We start from the raw sequence: 17,448 nt of genomic DNA on the forward strand, positions 1-17,448 counted from the left end.
TTTAGCTCGCTTTTTGAGATAATTTTTTTATTACTTTAAAAATAGTAGAAACTATTAAAATAGCTAAAGCTAAACTAGTAGAAATACCAATCGTATTTAAAAAGCTATCTAAAAATAGTTCACTGTTTCCTTGAATACAATAAAGCATTGTTTCATATATACCGCGTCCTGGCACTAAAGGGAAACAGCCAATGATTAAAAATACTGTTGCTGGAGCTTTACAAATACGAGCTATGATTTCTGAAAATAATGCTACTACAGTCATGGCGATAAAATAAGCCAAGATATCTTCGGTATAATTTTTACTAAGCAAATAAACACCCCATCCTAATGCACCACCAAACGAAGCAATAAAAGCAAAGCGTAAATGGTGATGAATTCTAAAGATGAAGGCAAATCCGATACATGCAAAAAAAGCGCTAATACATTGAATTATTTCTGCCATATTAACCTCCTAAAATCATCATTACTGAACCAGCACCAATAGCAATAAAAGCAGCAATTAATAATGCTTCAAGCATTCTTGCAGTTCCTGAAATGTAATCACCACCCATGATATCTCTTAAACTGTTAGTAATGGCTACCCCTGGTGTTAAAATCATTAAACAGCCAATGATAATTGCCTGAGAGTTAGCAACGATTCCTAAATGATAGGCAATTAAAGCAATAGCAGTAAGTAGCATACTTGATAATAAGGTACTGACTAGATTGTTGATATCTAAATATTCCATTAACAAAATAAAAAAATACAAAATAAAGCCGATTATTATTGCTACTAGTGTTTCATTAAGACCACCACCAAAAAATGTAGCAAAGAAACCAGTTCCAATACCGTAGCCTAAAAATACTAGCAAATAATTTGTTTTGATTGAATTAATACGTTTTATTTCTGATTGGAGATAATCTATTGCTGGTTTGTTTTGACAAGCGAAACGAACCAGGTTATTTAATTCATAAATTTTTTCTAAATTAATTCGATTATGACGGCTTCTTTTTGATAAAGTGTAAGTCTGATTATCATTAATTAGAACACTTAAAGTAAAATATGATGGTAGGGCAAAAACTTCGACATTATCATAACCATAACTTTGACACATTCTGATTAATGATTCTTCTACGCGGTATATTTCAGCCCCATATTTAATTAATAATCTGCCAATTTCACCAATTACATTGATTAGTTTTTGTTCTTCCATAAGTAGTCACCTCAACCTTGAAAAGTATATCATGAATAATTGATTAATGATAGTTTAGAATGATTAATATTATTAAATTATGTTATAATTTTTTTGAGGTGATAATATGTTGAAAGGTTACTGGTATCATTTTTTAATTGATCTGCTGATAATTGAAAAAGAACAAAAAATTTATGCAATTACTCCTAAAGATGAATATCAATATATAGAAGAAAATACCCCTTTGATTCAAGAAGCAGCTAAACAATTACAGGAATATTTTAATAAGCAGCGAACAAGTTTTACTTTGCCTTTAGCCATGGAAGGTAGTGAATTTCAATTAAAAGTTTGGAATCAGTTATTAAAAATTCCCTATGGTAAAACTGCCACATATCAAAATATAGCTATGGCAATCGGAAATAAAAAGGCTTCTCGAGCTGTAGGGATGGCTAATAATAAAAATCGGATCATGATAGTAATACCCTGTCATCGTGTAATCGGCAGTAATGGCAGTTTAACGGGTTATTATGGTGGTTTAGAAATGAAGCAAATGTTATTAGATTTGGAGAAACAATAATGTTATTACAAGTATCAGGTCGCTGTGATATTTGTGCTATGTATCCAAAATGGTTGTTTAATCGGCTTAAAGAAGGTTATGTTCTCGTTCGTAATCCATATAATAATCAATTAGTTAGTCATGTTGATATTAGTCCTGATGTAGTTGACTGTATTTGTTTTTTAACCAAAGATCCTAAACCAATCATGCCATATTTAAAAACAATAAAACAAATGGGATATCAATATTATTTTATGGTTACAATAACACCGTATGATCAGGATATTGAACCTAATTTAAGAGCTAAATTAGAAATTATGAAAACATTTGTTTCGTTAAGTAAGATGATTGGTAAAAAGCGGGTAATCTGGCGTTATGATCCAATCTTATTAAATAAGCGCTATACCACAGAATTTCATTATCAAATGTTTGAAAAAATGTGTCGGATTTTAGCAAAATATACTGATATTGTAATTATTAGTTTTATTGATATTTATAAAAATATAGCTGGCAAATTTGATGAAATTGATGAAGATGATGTTTTAAAAATCGCTCAACAATTTGGAAAGATTGCTAAAAAATATCAAATAAAAATCCAAACTTGTAGTGAAAAATATCATTTGGAACAGTTTGGAATTAATCATGGCAGCTGTATTGATAAAGAATATCTTGAATCATTATTAAAAACTACTTTAAATATAAAAACAAATACTAATCGTAAACATTGTCACTGTTTAGCTAGTATTGATATAGGAGCTTATAATAGCTGTATACATGGTTGTAAGTATTGTTATGCTTGTACTAGTAATCAGATTTATAAAAACATTGGACTTCATGATGAAAATAGTCCCTTATTAATTGGTCATTTAACTGATGAAGATAAAGTAGTAAAACGGAAAGTTTGCTCTAATCAAGAAAGACAACTACAATTTGATAGCTTATAAATTTATAAAATATAGTGGAATAGGTAGGTTATTATCACATGCTATGTTATAATATTTTCGATAGAAAGGGGATAAGGTATGCTTTTAAGAAATAAAAGAAATTTAATAATCGCAGGGGTTGTAGTAATATGCTTAATCATTGTGACTGTATTTTTTATTTTCACTGGCGGTAAAAATGCTGATGATTATGTAGAGGATTATTTTGCATTACTTGAAGATAAAGATTATTCAAAAATGTATGATATGTTAAGCGATGATCCTAAAGTTGATAAAGATGTCTTTGAAGAAAGATATACAAACATTTATGAGGGTATTGAAGCACAGGATTTTTCATTAAAAATCAATAGTGTTGAAGATGATGTTGTTGATTATAGCTTAACTATGAATACTGTTGCTGGAAAAGTAACTTCTAATAATCAAGTTAAAGTAACTGATGGAAAGCTAGCATATAATGAGGCATTGATTTTAGAAGGACTTGAATCTGATTATCGTGTTCGAGTAAGCAGTGAAAGTGCTACCCGTGGACGAATTCTTGATCGAAATGGCAATGAATTAGCTACACAAGGTGAAGCTTATGAAGCTGGATTGGTTCCAGGAAAATTAAATGGTGAGGCTGATTATGAAAGAATTGGTTCTTTATTAAATATGTCAAGCGCTGAAATAAAAGATGAAATGAGTGCTTCATGGATCAAAGATGATTCTTTTGTTCCTTTAAAAGAGTTTGCAAAAGACAGTTCAGGACAAGCACTAGTTAATCAATTAATTGCAATACCAGGAGTGAAAGTAAATACTACTACAGTTCGTTATTATCCTTATGGCGAAGCTACTTCACATTTAACGGGATACTTGCAACAAGTAAATGCTGAAGATTTAGAAAAACATAAGGGTGAAGGCTATGATGAAAGTTCATTAATTGGACGAAGTGGCATTGAAGCAGCTTATGAAGCTGATTTAAAAGGCAGTAATGGTCATGAAATAAGAATTGTAGATGAGGATAACGAGTTAGTAAAAACTGTTGCTAGTAAAGATGTTGAAGATGGTAAAGATATTACTTTAACCATCGATGTTACATTGCAACAATCATTATATAATGAGTATCAAAATGATCAAAGTGCTTCAGTTGCTATGAATCCTAAAACAGGCGAAATCCTGGCATTAGTATCGACACCATCATTTTCTAGTAATGATTTTATTTTAGGATTTGACAACGAGCAATGGCAAGCATTAAATGATAATGCTAGTAAACCTTTAACTAATCGTTATCGTTCAACTTTTGTACCGGGTTCAAGTATGAAACCAATTACAGCAGCAATTGGTCTTGATTCTGGAGCAATCGATCCTGATAAAGATTTAAAGGCAGAAGATAGATGGCAAAAAGATTCTAGCTGGGGTAATTATTATGTTACAACTTTACATGCGCCAACACCTAATAATTTAAGAAATGCTTTAATTTATTCTGATAATGTTTATTTTGCTAAAGCAGCAACTAATATTGGCAAAGATGATTTAATTAGTGGTTATGATCGTTTAGAAATTGGTTCTAAAATACCATTTGAATTATCATTAAATGCTTCACAATATCAAAATAAAGATAGTGATTTTGATGACCAGCAATTAGCTGATAGTGGTTATGGTCAAGGAGAATTGTTAATGAACCCAGTTCAATTAGCTGCTATTTATAGTGCTTTTGTAAATGAAGGTGATATCATTCAACCATATTTAATTATGAATGAAAAACCAGATCAAATGTGGGTTGAAAATGCGTTTACAAAGGATACAGCTAATACAATTAAAGATGATTTAATTGGGGTAATTAGTGATAGTAATGGAACTGGACATGCTATTTATCATAATGATATTGAATTAGCAGGTAAAACAGGAACTGCTGAAATTAAAGCTTCTCAAGATGATACTACTGGAACAGAATTAGGATGGTTTACAGTAATGACAACTAATAGTGATAATCCAATCTTAATTACAACAATGGTTGAAAATGTTAAAGATCGTGGTGGTAGTGGCTATGTAGTTGATCATATGCAAGCACCATTAAATAGTTATTTATATAAATAAAAAGAATGTGCTCTCACATTCTTTTTATTTTAAAATTTCAACAATTTGACTGATGTCTTTTTTTCCAAAATAAACATCTTTATCATTGATAACCATGCATGGAACAGACATGATATTATATTGTTCTTTTAGATTTGGAAAATGTGCTAAATCAAACATCTGTGCTTCAACGTTTTTGTTTTCAATTGCAATGCGTTGTGTAGCCATTACTACTTCAGGACACATTGTACATGAAAGCGAGACAATTACTTTAATATCAATTGGTTTTTCAATACTTTGGATTTGCTTTAATATGTCTTGTTGTAACGGTTGTTTAGCTCCGGCAGTGTTATAAACAGCTATTACAAAAGAATTAAATTCGTGTCCACCTGGTATACCATGATAAGCAATATTTAAATAATTATCATCTTGATCATAAAAACTAATTGCAGCAATAGATGAAGATGAAACAACTGTATATGATAATTTATCACTTAAAGTTACAAATTCTTCTAAAAAACCTTTCATTTCATTTGCTAACTTACTACCATCATCATAGCATTTTAGAATTAAGTTTCTTTCTAATTTATCAAAAATTGGTTTTAACTGTGCTTTGATTTGTGATGAAATAAAGTAATTATTTTCGTCAACATCACTATTATCGTTATTAGTAGTAGAAGTATCATTTTTAAGTTCAATCTTTTTTGGTTTTAAATTGTGTTCTTGAACGATTGTAGGGATATATTTTTCTAATGATGTTGCTGCTTTGGCTCCATCACTTACAGCAGTAACTACTTGTCTTAAGTCTTTGACACATACGTCACCAGCTCCGTATACACCAGGACAAGAAGTTTTTTGGTTTTCATCAACTATTAAATTTCCAGTTTCGTTTAGTTCTACTTGATCTTGGAATAACGATGTTGCTGGTTGATAACCGGCAAATACGAAAACACCAAATGTATCATTATCAGGGGCTTGATATTGCCAGGTTTCTCCAGTTTTATTATTTTTAAATGTTGCTTGTTGAAGCTGATTTGTTCCATTGACAGCAACAATTTCACTATTATAATGAATATCAATTTTAGGATGCTGTTTAGCTTGATCGCTTACTTGTTTAGCGCATGTAAAATCATCTTCACGGACAATGATAGTAACTTTTCGTCCATATTTAGTTAAAAATACCGCTTCTTCAGCAGCTGCAAAACCACCGCCAATAACAAAAATATCTTTATCTGTAAAAAATTCACCATCACAAGTAGCACAATAAGCCACACCGCGACCTTGAAATTCTTTTTCACCAGGGAACCCGATTTTACGTGGATGACTACCAGTAGCTAATACAATGCCAGCTGCTTTAAATTCGCCTTTATCAGTATTTATCACCTTTACTGGCTGTTTTAAATCTAGTTTTGTTACATTAGCAATTAAAAACTCTGCCCCAAAATTACGTGCTTGTTGGTACATTTGTTCAGTTAATTCTTTACCACTTGTTTTTAAAATTCCTGGATAATTAACAACTTCTGAAGTAATTGTAATTTGACCACCAATTTTTTCTTTTTCAATAACTAATACTGAAAATTTAGCTCGTGCTAAATAAATAGCAGCTGACAGTCCAGCTGGACCGCCACCTACTATAATTGCATCATAAAGATTATTAGTCATTAAATCAGTCCTACTAAATCTAATGATGGTTTAAGTGTTTCTTCGCCAGGTTTCCATTTTGCAGGGCAAACTTCGTCACCATGTTCATAAACAAATTGACTAGCTTGTACGCGACGGAATAATTCTTCGGCATTACGACCTACATTACCAGCAATTACTTCATACATTACAATTTTACCTTCAGGATTGATAATAAAACTTCCTCTTTCAGCCATTCCATCAGCTTCAATATATACATCTAGATCTTTAGCTAATTTAGCAGTTGGATCAGCTAACATTGGGTATGTAATTTTTTTGATTGTTTTAGAAGTATCGTGCCAAGCTTTATGGACAAAGTGTGTATCGCATGATACTGAATAAATTTCACAATTGATTTTTTTGAAATCTTCGTATTTATTTGCTAAATCTTCTAATTCAGTTGGACATACAAATGTAAAATCAGCTGGATAGAAAAATAAAACATTCCATTTTCCTAATAAATCTTCTTTTTTTACTGTTTTAAATTCATTTTCATGAAAGGCTTGAGCCTCAAAATCTGTTATTTCTTTTCCTATTAATGACATAATTATTCTCCTTTTCTTTAAATAATTGTTAGACTTTTCTAACTACCTTAATTTTAACACGCGGTAATAACTAACACAAATATTATGCACTTTTTATTTTTTTATAAACTAAATAATAAAAAAAGTTCAACGAATATTGAACTATATAACGAAAATTTTTCAAAAATAAAACAAGGCTATTTTAGTAGTATTAACTACTTATTTACAGCCTTGTTTTTTATAACTTTACATGATTCACGTTCAATTAGTGTACATGGAAGAACAATTTTCATTGGTGCTGGAGAACTGTATTTGCTTAAAATATGATAAACAATACTAGCTCCATATTCTCCCATCAAAGTCGCTGGAGCATAAACCGTTGTTAGTGGGGGATTAGTAAAACTTGCAGCTTTGATATCATCAAAACCGATTAGTGAAATATCTTCAGGTACTTTAATGTTATGTTCCAATAAAGCTCTTAAAGCGCCAATTGCAATAGGATCACTAGCACAGAAAATTGCTGTTGGCAAATCTTTTTTACTAATCATTTCCACCATCATTGTATAACCAGATTCAGTAGTAAAAGCATCTTCATATAAATATGTTTCATAAGTAATGTTATGATCATTACAGTATTTGATAAATACTTCTTTTCTTGGATCAGGATAAATAGTATTATCATCAAGAAGTTCTTTTCCACCTAAAAAACCAATTTTTTGATGATTAGATAATTGAAGATAATCCATTGCTTCTTTAATAGCAGCTTCAAAATCTAAAGTAATGGTTGTATCATTACGATGTGAACTAACCATATCCAAGAATACAATTTTATTAGATATTTTCTTAAATTTGACGATTTCATCATTACTGAATTTTCCAATGCAGACAAGACCGTCAACATTTTTTAAAGCATCTAAATAATTTAAATCCGTTTTAAAAGTACGGATAACATTTATATTATTTTGCAAACAAAAATTTTCGATTCCTTGACGGATTTGTAAATAGTAAGGATCATCAATTTCTTGTTGCAAAGAATACCATTGAACGATACCAAGAGTAAAGTCACCTTTATTTGCTTTTCTTTTTTTAGTATAATTTAACTTTTTGGCAGCATTTAAAACAGCTTGTTTAGTTTCTTCTGGGACAGATAAGGTCTTATCATTGTTTAAAATACGTGAAACTGTCGCACTAGAAACATTAGCCAAATTTGCAACGTCTTTAATAGTGGCCATCATTTTCCTCCTTGATTCAAAGGTTATTATACCCTATTTTTAGTATTTATGAAAGTTTAGATGAAAGAAATTATTCAGTAATTAAGGGATTTTATTAAAAAATATGTAATATTGTGATTTGATTTGTTTTTGAAAGAGTGTAAATTTTGAAGCTAAATAAATATGTTAAAAATATATCACAATTTCATTATAAACCAAGGGTAAAGTTTAGTCAATATATCAAGTAAATATTTACTAATAATTTAGTAAAAATAATTGACATTATCTTATTATTGGATTACAATATAAATGAAAAAGGGAGGAAAAACATGATATCAATTAACTATGAAATTAACAGATTAATTCAATTTGCACTTGAAAAGAAAATGATTACTGAAGATGAGATGGATTATTCAGTAAATCTTTTATTAGATTTGTTTAAAGAAAGTGATTTTAAATATGAAGACGTAAATGAACCTTTACCTCTAGCAACTCCAATTTTAGAAAATATGCTTGATTATGCAGTAGCAAAAGAATTAATTGAAGATACAGTTACTGTTCGTGATTTGTTTGATACAAGAATCATGAATTGTATTATGCCAAGACCACATACGGTTATTGAAACATTTAAAGAAAAATATGCTTTAAGTCCAAAACATGCAACTGATTATTATTATAAATTATCAATTGCTTCAAATTATATTCGTAAAAGCAGAACAGATAAAAATATTATTTGGAAAAAATATGTAAAATATGGTGATATAGAAATTTCTATAAATTTATCTAAACCAGAGAAAGATCCTAAAGAAATCGCTAAAGCTAAAACAGTGAAATCTACCGGGTATCCAAAATGTTTATTATGTAAAGAAAACGTAGGTTTTAGTGGTGATTTAAATCGAGCAGCTCGTCAAAATCACCGAATTATTCCATTAACTTTAAAAAATGGTAATTACTATTTACAATATTCACCTTATGTTTATTACAATGAACATTGTATTGTTTTAAATAAAGAACATAAACCAATGGTAATCAATCAGGAAACTTTTGAAAACTTATTTTCTTTTTTAGATATTTTCCCACATTATATGATTGGCTCAAATGCTGATTTACCAATTGTTGGTGGTTCTATTTTAAGTCATGATCATTATCAAGGTGGTAACTATGAGTTCCCAATACAAAGAGCTGAAGTCTTAAAAACATTAACTTCAGATGATTATGAAAATACAATAATTGAAGTAATTAAATGGCCGCTTTCAACAATTAGATTAACATCAGAAAGTAAAGATGAGTTAATAGCTCTTTCAAATAAAATATTAGAAGCATGGCGCAATTATAATGCTCCAGTACTTGATATTATTAGTCATACTGGTGATACTCCTCATAATACCATTACACCAATTGCTCGTAAAAAAGGTGATAAATATCAAATTGATTTAGTATTAAGAAATAATAGAACAAGTGATCAGTATCCAGATGGTATCTTCCATCCACATCAAGAATCTCATCATATTAAAAAAGAAAATATTGGTTTAATTGAAGTTATGGGATTAGCAATCTTACCAGCCCGTTTAAAAGATGAATTACAACTATTAAGTGATTGTTTATTAAATAAGATCAATATTAAGGATTATCCACAATTAGAAAAACATTATGACTGGTATTTAAAATTATTAGATGAATTTACTATTACTGAAGATAATGTTACAGATATTTTAAAAGAAGCAGTAGCAATTAAATTTGTTACCGTATTAGAAGATGCTGGAGTGTTTAAAATGGACCAGCAAGGAATTGATGCTTTAACCAGCTTTGTAGAAATGGTTTTGAAAGGAGAATAAAATGATAAAAGTAATTGAAAAAATAGATGATCAAATAGATTTAATTCAAATGAAAAATGATAATTTAGAGATCGTTGTATCTAACTATGGTTGTACAATTGTTAAAGTTATGATGAATGATAAATCTGGAAATATTGACGATGTAGTATTAGGATATGATAACTTTTCTGATTATCAAACCAAAGATGCTTATTTAGGAGCTTTAGTTGGTCGGACAGCTAATCGAATTGGTAAAGGAGTTTTTACTTTAAATGGTACAACATATCATTTACCAATAAATAATGGTCCTAACTGCTTACATGGTGGTATTAAAGGATTTTCTTATCAAGTATTTGATTACAATATAATTGATGATAAAACTATTGAATTTAGTTATTTATCTAAAGATGGCGAAGAAGGTTATCCTGGTAATTTATCTTTTAAAGCATATTATACTTTAGAAGATAAAACGTTAACAGTTCGTTATCATGCAACTAGTGATCAAGATACAATTATTAATATTACAAATCATTCATATTTCAATTTATCTGGCGCTAAAGAAGATATTTATGATCATTTATTACTAGTTCATAGTGATAAATATGCTTGTGTTGATGGTGATGGTTTACCAACAGGAAAATTCAACGCTACTAAAGATAGTGCTTTTGATTTTAGTACACTAAGAAGAATTGGTGATCAAATTGATAGTGATGATGAACAATTAAAATTAGGTGCTGGTTATGATCATCCATTTATTTTTAATCAAGATCATGATCAAGTGGTACTATATCATGAAAAAACCGGAAGAAAATTGACAGTTAGTACAACTTTACCAGGAGCACAAATTTATAGTGCTAACTATTTAGACGGTAGAGTTGGTAAATATGGTATTGCTTATCCTAGAAGATATGCAATGTGTATTGAAACTCAAAATCTTCCTGATGCAATTAATATTGAAGAAAACCCAACTACAATTTTAAAGAAAGGAGAAGTATATGATGAAAGTACATCATATACATTTGAAGTAATAAAATAATGAAAAAAGCAACAGAATTAATCAATGATTTAAAAAATAATAAATATGATGAATTATTAAATGATTTATATGTCGATGAAAGTTTATTAGAATATCAACGTAATCGCTATGTAGCTGCTGTTGAAAAATATATTTCATTATATGGTGATAATGAAGTTGAAATTTATAGTGCTCCAGGTAGAAGTGAAGTTGGCGGTAATCATACTGACCATCAACATGGTTGTGTATTAGCTGCAGCAATAAATTTAGATGCTATTGCAGTTGTTGGTAAAACTGAACGAGAAATTAAAATTTTATCTGATGATTTTGATATTAAAGCTATTGATGTAAATGATCTAGCAGTTAAACAAGAAGAAGCTGGATCTTCTGAAGCTTTAGTTCGTGGTGTTTTAGCTAAATTAAAAGAATTAAATTATCAAATTGGTGGATTTAATGCTTTTATTACAAGTGATGTTATCATGGGAGCTGGTCTTTCTTCTTCAGCTGCCTTTGAAACAATTATTGGAACAATTTTATCAGGATTATATAATGATATGACAGTAGATCCAGTTTTAATTGCGCAAATTGGACAATATGCTGAAAATGTTTATTTTGGTAAACCATGTGGTTTGATGGATCAATGTGCTAGTTCAGTAGGTAGCTTAATCAATATTGATTTTAAAGATATTGATAAACCAGTTGTAAGAAAAGTTGATGTTGATTTTTCTAAGTTTGAACATAGTTTATGTATCGTTGATACTAAAGGATCGCATGCTGATTTAACTGATGAGTATGCAGCTATTCCAGCAGAAATGAAAAAAATCGCTAATTACTTTAATAAAGAATTTTTACGAGAAGTTGATGAACAAGAATTTTTTGATAATATCGCTAAAGTTCGTGAAATCGGTAATGACCGTGCTGTATTGAGAGCAATTCATTTATTTACAGAAAATAAACGAGTTGACTTACAAGTAGCAGCATTAAATGCTGGCGATTTTGATGAATTTAAACGTTTAATTAAAGCTTCTGGTGATAGTTCATATAAATTCTTACAAAATGTTTATGCAAATAGTGATGTTTTCAATCAAAGCGTTTCTATTGGTTTAGCAATGTCTGAAAAAATCTTAGGTGATAATGGTGTTTGTCGTGTTCATGGTGGTGGTTTTGCTGGAACAATTCAAGCATTTGTAAAAGACAGTTATGTTGATACGTATAAAACAGAAATTGAAAAAGTTTTTGGTAAAGATTCTTGCCATATTTTAAAAGTACGTAAATATGGTGGTAAAAAAGTTATTTATTAATAGTCTTTAAGGTAATGAATTTTCATTACCTTTTTAAATATGTTTTATAAAGGAAAAAATAATTTTTAGAATTCATTTGTTTTTGTGATAAGATTCGTTAAATCTAGAACTAATGAATTAGATTATATATGTTAATGGTTATAATTGGAAAAAATGGCGAAAATATAAAGAAAGAAGATGTTTTGATTGTTTAGATAAATTTATTAATGAAATTGAATTTATTGATAAATTGGTAAATAGAATTATTTGTTAACTATATTTTAATTTAAAATTGATTTAAATTTAATTTTATAGCTTGATATGGGAAAAATATTTGATTTTTTCCATAAAAAGTTAACAAAAAATATCGCAACAAAGGCGGTAATGGGATATAATAGAAATGTACGAAATTGAGAAGAAGGACGGTAATATAAGTATGTTGAAAAATAATGAAGTAAGCAAAACAAAGATAATCTGTACTATTGGACCAGCTTCGGATAATAAAAAAATGTTATCTAAATTAGTAAAAGCTGGGATGAATGTAATGAGATTAAATTTTTCTCATGGTAGTCATGAAGAACATTTAAAGAAAATTGAATTGATTACAGAAATTAATAATGAATTAGGAAGTAAAGTTGCTATCTTGTTAGATACAAAAGGACCAGAAATTAGAACTGGTAACTTTGTTGGGGGACAAACAGAATTTAAAAAGGGACAAGTTTCTGTCATTACACCTGAAGATATTGAAGGAACAAGTGATCGTTTTACAATCACATACAAAGAATTATATAAAGATGTTAAACCTGGTGGTTTCATTTTAGTTAATGATGGTCAAGTTGAATTATTAGTTGACCATGTTGAAGGTAAAGATATTGTTTGTGTATGTGCTAATAATGGAGTTGTAAAAGATAAACGAGGAATTAACGTTCCTGGAATCAAATTAGGTTTTGAATATTTATCTGAAAAAGATATTGCAGATATTACATTTGGATGCACTCAACCATTTAACTTTATTGCTGCATCATTTGTTAGACGTGCTCAAGATGTAATTGATGTAAAAAAATTATTAATTGAAAACGGACGTCCTGATATTCAAGTAATCGCTAAAATCGAAAACCAGGAAGGTGTCGAAAATATGGATGAGATTTTAAAGGTTGCTGATGGAATCATGGTAGCACGTGGGGACTTAGGGGTTGAAGTACCTGCTGAAGATGTACCATTAATTCAAAAAGAAATTATTAAAAAATGTAAAGACAGTGGTAAATTAGTTATTACTGCTACTCAAATGTTAGAAAGCATGCAACAAAATCCACGTCCAACTCGTGCTGAAGTAAGTGACGTTGCTAATGCTATTTTTGATGGAACTGATGCAATCATGTTATCTGGGGAATCAGCTTCAGGTTTATATCCTCAAGAAGCTGTAATGACTATGAATAAAATTGCTTTAACAACTGAAAAAAGTTTAGATTATGATTCATTACATCGTCAAGCAGTTAGAACTGCACCACAAGATACATCGGAAGCAATTTGTATGTCGGTAGCTGAAATTGCTTCAAAATTTAACGTAGCTGCTATTATTGCATTTACAGAAAGTGGTTTTACTGCTCGTAAGATGTCACGTTATCGTCCCGAAGCTTTAATTATTGCAGCAACTCCTGAAGAGAAAACAACTAGATCACTTGCGATTAACTGGGGGGTATTACCAGTAAAATGTAAATATATGCAAACTCGTGCAACTATGATGGACTATGCTGAAATTTTAGCTAAAGAAAATGGGGTTCAATCTGGTGAATTAATTCTAGTTACTGGAGGAAAACCAGGTATTAGTGGTGATACTAGTTATTTAGAATTGATTAGGGTAAAATAATAATTATTAAAGACTGGATTTGATTTAAGAATCAAATTACAGTCTTTTTTTTGTGGTTTGTTAAAAGTCAATGCTTTTATTTTCTTAATTGATACGATATACTTATAATAGTAGTGGTTATGAAAGGAGATTTTATGAATTATTTAACATTAGATATTGGTGGTAGTTCAATTAAGTACGCTATCGTTAATAAAGAAGGGGAATTTTTAGAAAAAGGTAATGCTCCAGCACCAAAAGATGGAATTGATCAATTTGTTTCTATAATTGGTGATTTATATGATAAATATAAAGATAATATTGTTGGAATGGCAATTTCAATGCCTGGAGCAATTGATCCTGATAAAGGTTTTGCTTATACTGGTGGTGCCTATGAATATATCAAAGATATGAATATTGTCGAAATATTACAAAAACGTTGTCCGCTTCCAATTACAATTGGTAATGATGCTAAATGTGCTGCTAATGCTGAAGTAGGATTTGGTTGTTTAAAAGATGTAGATGATGCTGCTGTAATTATTCTTGGAACTGGTATTGGTGGTTGTATTGTTCAAAATGGTAAAGTGCACATTGGTAAACATTTTTCTTCTGGGGAATTTTCATGGATGAGAACTAATGGAGATGATGGTAATAATTTTGCTAATACCTGGTGTTCTTTAAATGGTATCGCAGGACTTTTACAAACTGTTCAAGAAGCAACGCATACTGATCAGGTTTTTAATGGAAAAGAAATTTTCGAAATGGCTAATAATGGTAATCCTGATGTGTTAGCGGGATTAGACAAATTTTGTAATCGTTTAGCGGTACAAATTTATAATTTACAAGCTTTATTTGATCCAGAAAAAATTGCAATTGGTGGTGGTATTTCAGCACAACCATTATTATTAGAATTAACTGAAAAACACATTGAAGAAATGTATCAAACTGGATTAGAATTTAATTCACCAATTTCTAGACCGGTAGTTGTAGCATGTAAATATTTAAATGATGCTAATTTGATAGGAGCTTTTTATCAACATATTAATACTTTTAAAGACTAGTTTTACTAGTCTTTTATTAAATAATCGGAGGTAATTTATGCCAATAGTATTTCATGAAAAAAGTAAAACTTTTCATCTTTATAATCAAGAAGTAAGTTATATTATTAAAATTTTAAAAAATAATCAATTAGGTCAATTGTATTATGGTAAAGCGATAAAAGATCGTGAAAATTTTGATCATTTGTTAGAAATGTATCATCGGCCGATGGCAGTTTGCAGTTTTGAAAATGATTCAACATTTTCATTAGAACATATAAAGCAAGAATATCCAGTATATGGTAGTGGGGATATGCGTCAAATGGCAATTGATATTATTCAAGAAAATGGTAGTCGGATTTTAAATTTTACTTATCACAGTCATTTAATTTTTAATCAAAAACCTAAGTTAGAAAATTTACCGGCAACTTACAGTGAAGAAGAAAATGAAGTGACTACGTTGTCAATTACCTTAGTTGATCAAGTAATTAATACAAAAATTGTTTTAAATTATACTATCTATGAAAATATGCCAGTTATTACTCGTAATGCATATATTGAAAATAACGGACAACAAAAATTAGTGTTAAATAGAGCTATGAGTTTATCATTAGACTTACCAGATAGTGATTATATAATGTTAGAACTCACAGGGGCCTGGTCACGTGAACGATATGTAAAAGAAAGAAAATTAGAACATGGAATTCAATCGATTTATTCATTGAGAGGATGTTCAAGTAGTAATTTTAATCCTTTCATTGCTTTAAAAAGAAAGAATGCTGATGAATTTAGTGGGGAAGTTTTAGGGTTTAGTTTTGTTTATAGTGGCAATTTTCTAGCCCAGGTAGAAGTGGATACTTATAATTGTTCTAGAGTAATGATGGGAATTCATCCACATTGTTTTAAATGGAATCTAGATCCTAATATGCATTTCCAAACCCCAGAGGTAGTAATGGTATATAGTGATCAAGGGCTAAATAAAATGTCACAGACATACCATTATTTATACCAGAATCGATTAGTTCGCGGTAAATATCGTAACTTGGCAAGGCCGATATTAGTAAATAATTGGGAAGGAACGTATTTTGATTTTGATGAAGAAAAAATATTAGCTATCGCAAAAACTGCTAGTGAATTAGGAATTGAATTATTTGTATTAGATGATGGCTGGTTTGGTAAAAGAAATAATGATCATACAGGTTTAGGGGATTGGTATGTTAATTTAGATAAATTACCAAATGGAATAGCTAATCTTAGTAAAAAAATTAATGATTTAGGATTAAAGTTTGGTCTATGGTTTGAACCAGAGATGGTCAATAAAGATTCAGATTTATATCGAAGCCATCCGGAGTGGGTCTTAGCAACTCCTAAGCGCAATATGAGCCATGGTCGTAATCAATATGTTTTAGATTTTTCTAATCCTGATGTTATTGAATACATTTATCAAATGATGGTTAAAATGATAGAACAAGGGAACGTCAGCTATATAAAATGGGATATGAATCGCTGTATGTCTGAAGTATATTCGTCTAGTCATCAAAGCTATCAGCAAGGGCAAGTAATGCATGAATATATTTTAGGTGTTTATTCATTATATGAACATTTAACTAAACGTTTTCCAGATATTTTATTTGAATCATGTGCTAGCGGTGGGGCAAGGTTTGATCCGGGAATGTTATATTATGCACCACAAACATGGACTAGTGACGATACCGATGCAATTGAACGTTTAAAAATTCAATATGGAACATCATTAGTATATCCTGTTTCAAGTATGGGAGCTCATGTATCAGCAATACCTAATCATCAAGTATTTAGAAATACTTCACTTGAAACTCGGGCTAATGTGGCCTATTTTGGAACTTTTGGTTATGAGTTGGATTTAAATAAATTAAATGATGATGAAAAAAAGAAAATCGTTGAACAAATTACTTTTATGAAAGAATATCGTGAGATCATTCAGTTTGGAACTTTTTATCGCTTATTAAGTCCGTTTGATGGTAACGGAAATGAAACAGCCTGGATGGTTGTTTCTAAAGATCAAAAAACTGCTATTGTTGGCTATTATCGAATCTTATTAGAGGTTAATCAAGGTTATCGTCGTTTACGATTACAAGGGTTAAATCCTGATTATTGTTATCATGTATCTAGATTAGAAAGTGATCATTTTGGTGATGAACTAATGAATGTCGGTTTAATTAATAGTGACCATTCTTGTGGTGAAAATCATGAAGTATATGATGGTACTAATGGTGATTATTATTCTAAAATCTATCTTTTAAAAGCTAAATAAAGCTATTAGGCCAGATAAATTCTGGCC

The 17,448-nt window shown here is 29.8% G+C and carries 14 protein-coding genes; 9 read left to right on the plus strand and 5 right to left on the minus strand.

Going from position 1 to position 17,448, the window contains the following annotated elements; translation table 11 throughout:
* Position 1: 1 nt before the first annotated feature.
* Complete coding sequence (locus B5F09_RS04735) at positions 2-445, minus strand: threonine/serine exporter family protein (protein WP_087302233.1); 444 nt, start codon at positions 443-445, stop codon at positions 2-4.
* A 1-nt stretch (position 446) separates the two neighbouring features.
* Positions 447-1,196: a threonine/serine exporter ThrE family protein gene (locus B5F09_RS04740; protein ID WP_087372143.1), complete on the minus strand. Its 750-nt coding sequence runs from the start codon at positions 1,194-1,196 to the stop codon at positions 447-449.
* Between the two features lie 106 nt (positions 1,197-1,302).
* Between B5F09_RS04740 and B5F09_RS04745 the strand changes: the two genes are divergently transcribed.
* From B5F09_RS04745 to B5F09_RS04755, 3 genes are all read left to right on the plus strand, one after another.
* Positions 1,303-1,752 (plus strand): methylated-DNA--[protein]-cysteine S-methyltransferase, encoded by a 450-nt coding sequence (locus B5F09_RS04745; protein WP_087302229.1) that lies wholly within the window; start codon positions 1,303-1,305, stop codon positions 1,750-1,752.
* The gene (locus B5F09_RS04750; RefSeq protein WP_087372147.1) at positions 1,752-2,675 is read left to right on the plus strand and encodes a DUF1848 domain-containing protein; all 924 of its coding nucleotides are present in this window, start codon (positions 1,752-1,754) and stop codon (positions 2,673-2,675) included. The genes B5F09_RS04745 and B5F09_RS04750 overlap by 1 nt, the downstream gene beginning before the upstream one ends.
* 78 nt (positions 2,676-2,753) lie before the next feature.
* Complete coding sequence (locus B5F09_RS04755; protein ID WP_087372150.1) at positions 2,754-4,745, plus strand: penicillin-binding transpeptidase domain-containing protein; 1,992 nt, start codon at positions 2,754-2,756, stop codon at positions 4,743-4,745.
* Positions 4,746-4,769: 24 nt separating this feature from the next.
* Here B5F09_RS04755 and B5F09_RS04760 read toward each other — a convergent pair whose 3' ends face one another.
* The 3 genes from B5F09_RS04760 to B5F09_RS04770 form a co-directional block, all read right to left on the minus strand.
* Positions 4,770-6,386, minus strand: a complete 1,617-nt coding sequence (locus B5F09_RS04760; protein ID WP_087372153.1) for an FAD-dependent oxidoreductase — start codon at positions 6,384-6,386, stop codon at positions 4,770-4,772.
* Positions 6,386-6,949: an alkyl hydroperoxide reductase subunit C gene (gene ahpC / locus B5F09_RS04765; RefSeq protein ID WP_087302221.1), complete on the minus strand. Its 564-nt coding sequence runs from the start codon at positions 6,947-6,949 to the stop codon at positions 6,386-6,388. Before ahpC ends, B5F09_RS04760 begins: the two co-directional genes overlap by 1 nt.
* A gap of 194 nt (positions 6,950-7,143) precedes the next feature.
* On the minus strand, positions 7,144-8,160 hold the full coding sequence (locus B5F09_RS04770) for a LacI family DNA-binding transcriptional regulator (protein ID WP_087302218.1): 1,017 nt from the start codon (positions 8,158-8,160) through the stop codon (positions 7,144-7,146).
* A gap of 317 nt (positions 8,161-8,477) precedes the next feature.
* Here B5F09_RS04770 and B5F09_RS04775 point away from each other — a divergent pair, with 317 nt between their 5' ends.
* From B5F09_RS04775 to B5F09_RS04800, 6 genes are all read left to right on the plus strand, one after another.
* A complete protein-coding gene (locus B5F09_RS04775) occupies positions 8,478-9,974 on the plus strand; it encodes a UDP-glucose--hexose-1-phosphate uridylyltransferase (RefSeq protein WP_087302266.1) in 1,497 nt (498 codons plus the stop codon).
* A 1-nt stretch (position 9,975) separates the two neighbouring features.
* The gene (locus tag B5F09_RS04780; protein WP_087302216.1) at positions 9,976-10,989 is read left to right on the plus strand and encodes an aldose epimerase family protein; all 1,014 of its coding nucleotides are present in this window, start codon (positions 9,976-9,978) and stop codon (positions 10,987-10,989) included.
* Positions 10,989-12,269, plus strand: a complete 1,281-nt coding sequence (locus B5F09_RS04785; protein WP_087372157.1) for a galactokinase family protein — start codon at positions 10,989-10,991, stop codon at positions 12,267-12,269. Before B5F09_RS04780 ends, B5F09_RS04785 begins: the two co-directional genes overlap by 1 nt.
* A 415-nt stretch (positions 12,270-12,684) precedes the next feature.
* Complete coding sequence (pyk, locus tag B5F09_RS04790) at positions 12,685-14,115, plus strand: pyruvate kinase (protein ID WP_087372160.1); 1,431 nt, start codon at positions 12,685-12,687, stop codon at positions 14,113-14,115.
* Positions 14,116-14,249: 134 nt separating this feature from the next.
* Positions 14,250-15,152 carry an ROK family protein gene (locus B5F09_RS04795; RefSeq protein ID WP_087372163.1) on the plus strand — a complete coding sequence of 301 codons (903 nt, stop codon included), beginning with the start codon at positions 14,250-14,252 and terminating at the stop codon, positions 15,150-15,152.
* Positions 15,153-15,189: 37 nt separating this feature from the next.
* The gene (locus tag B5F09_RS04800; protein WP_087372167.1) at positions 15,190-17,421 is read left to right on the plus strand and encodes an alpha-galactosidase; all 2,232 of its coding nucleotides are present in this window, start codon (positions 15,190-15,192) and stop codon (positions 17,419-17,421) included.
* Positions 17,422-17,448: the final 27 nt, after the last annotated feature.

It is taken from the genome of Erysipelatoclostridium sp. An173 (assembly GCF_002160495.1).
Classification (GTDB): domain Bacteria; phylum Bacillota_I; class Bacilli_A; order Erysipelotrichales; family Coprobacillaceae; genus Thomasclavelia; species Thomasclavelia merdavium.

What these genes read in the sequence shown, in the direction of transcription:
- B5F09_RS04755 (WP_087372150.1), top strand. Translation starts at nt 2,754, where the DNA reads ATGCTTTTAAGAAATAAAAGAAATTTAATAATCGCAGGGGTTGTAGTA.
- B5F09_RS04735 (WP_087302233.1), bottom strand. Translation starts at nt 445, where the DNA reads ATGGCAGAAATAATTCAATGTATTAGCGCTTTTTTTGCATGTATCGGA.
- pyk (WP_087372160.1), top strand. Translation starts at nt 12,685, where the DNA reads ATGTTGAAAAATAATGAAGTAAGCAAAACAAAGATAATCTGTACTATT.
- B5F09_RS04750 (WP_087372147.1), top strand. Translation starts at nt 1,752, where the DNA reads ATGTTATTACAAGTATCAGGTCGCTGTGATATTTGTGCTATGTATCCA.
- B5F09_RS04800 (WP_087372167.1), top strand. Translation starts at nt 15,190, where the DNA reads ATGCCAATAGTATTTCATGAAAAAAGTAAAACTTTTCATCTTTATAAT.
- ahpC (WP_087302221.1), bottom strand. Translation starts at nt 6,949, where the DNA reads ATGTCATTAATAGGAAAAGAAATAACAGATTTTGAGGCTCAAGCCTTT.
- B5F09_RS04795 (WP_087372163.1), top strand. Translation starts at nt 14,250, where the DNA reads ATGAATTATTTAACATTAGATATTGGTGGTAGTTCAATTAAGTACGCT.
- B5F09_RS04740 (WP_087372143.1), bottom strand. Translation starts at nt 1,196, where the DNA reads ATGGAAGAACAAAAACTAATCAATGTAATTGGTGAAATTGGCAGATTA.
- B5F09_RS04745 (WP_087302229.1), top strand. Translation starts at nt 1,303, where the DNA reads ATGTTGAAAGGTTACTGGTATCATTTTTTAATTGATCTGCTGATAATT.
- B5F09_RS04785 (WP_087372157.1), top strand. Translation starts at nt 10,989, where the DNA reads ATGAAAAAAGCAACAGAATTAATCAATGATTTAAAAAATAATAAATAT.
- B5F09_RS04770 (WP_087302218.1), bottom strand. Translation starts at nt 8,160, where the DNA reads ATGGCCACTATTAAAGACGTTGCAAATTTGGCTAATGTTTCTAGTGCG.
- B5F09_RS04760 (WP_087372153.1), bottom strand. Translation starts at nt 6,386, where the DNA reads ATGACTAATAATCTTTATGATGCAATTATAGTAGGTGGCGGTCCAGCT.
- B5F09_RS04780 (WP_087302216.1), top strand. Translation starts at nt 9,976, where the DNA reads ATGATAAAAGTAATTGAAAAAATAGATGATCAAATAGATTTAATTCAA.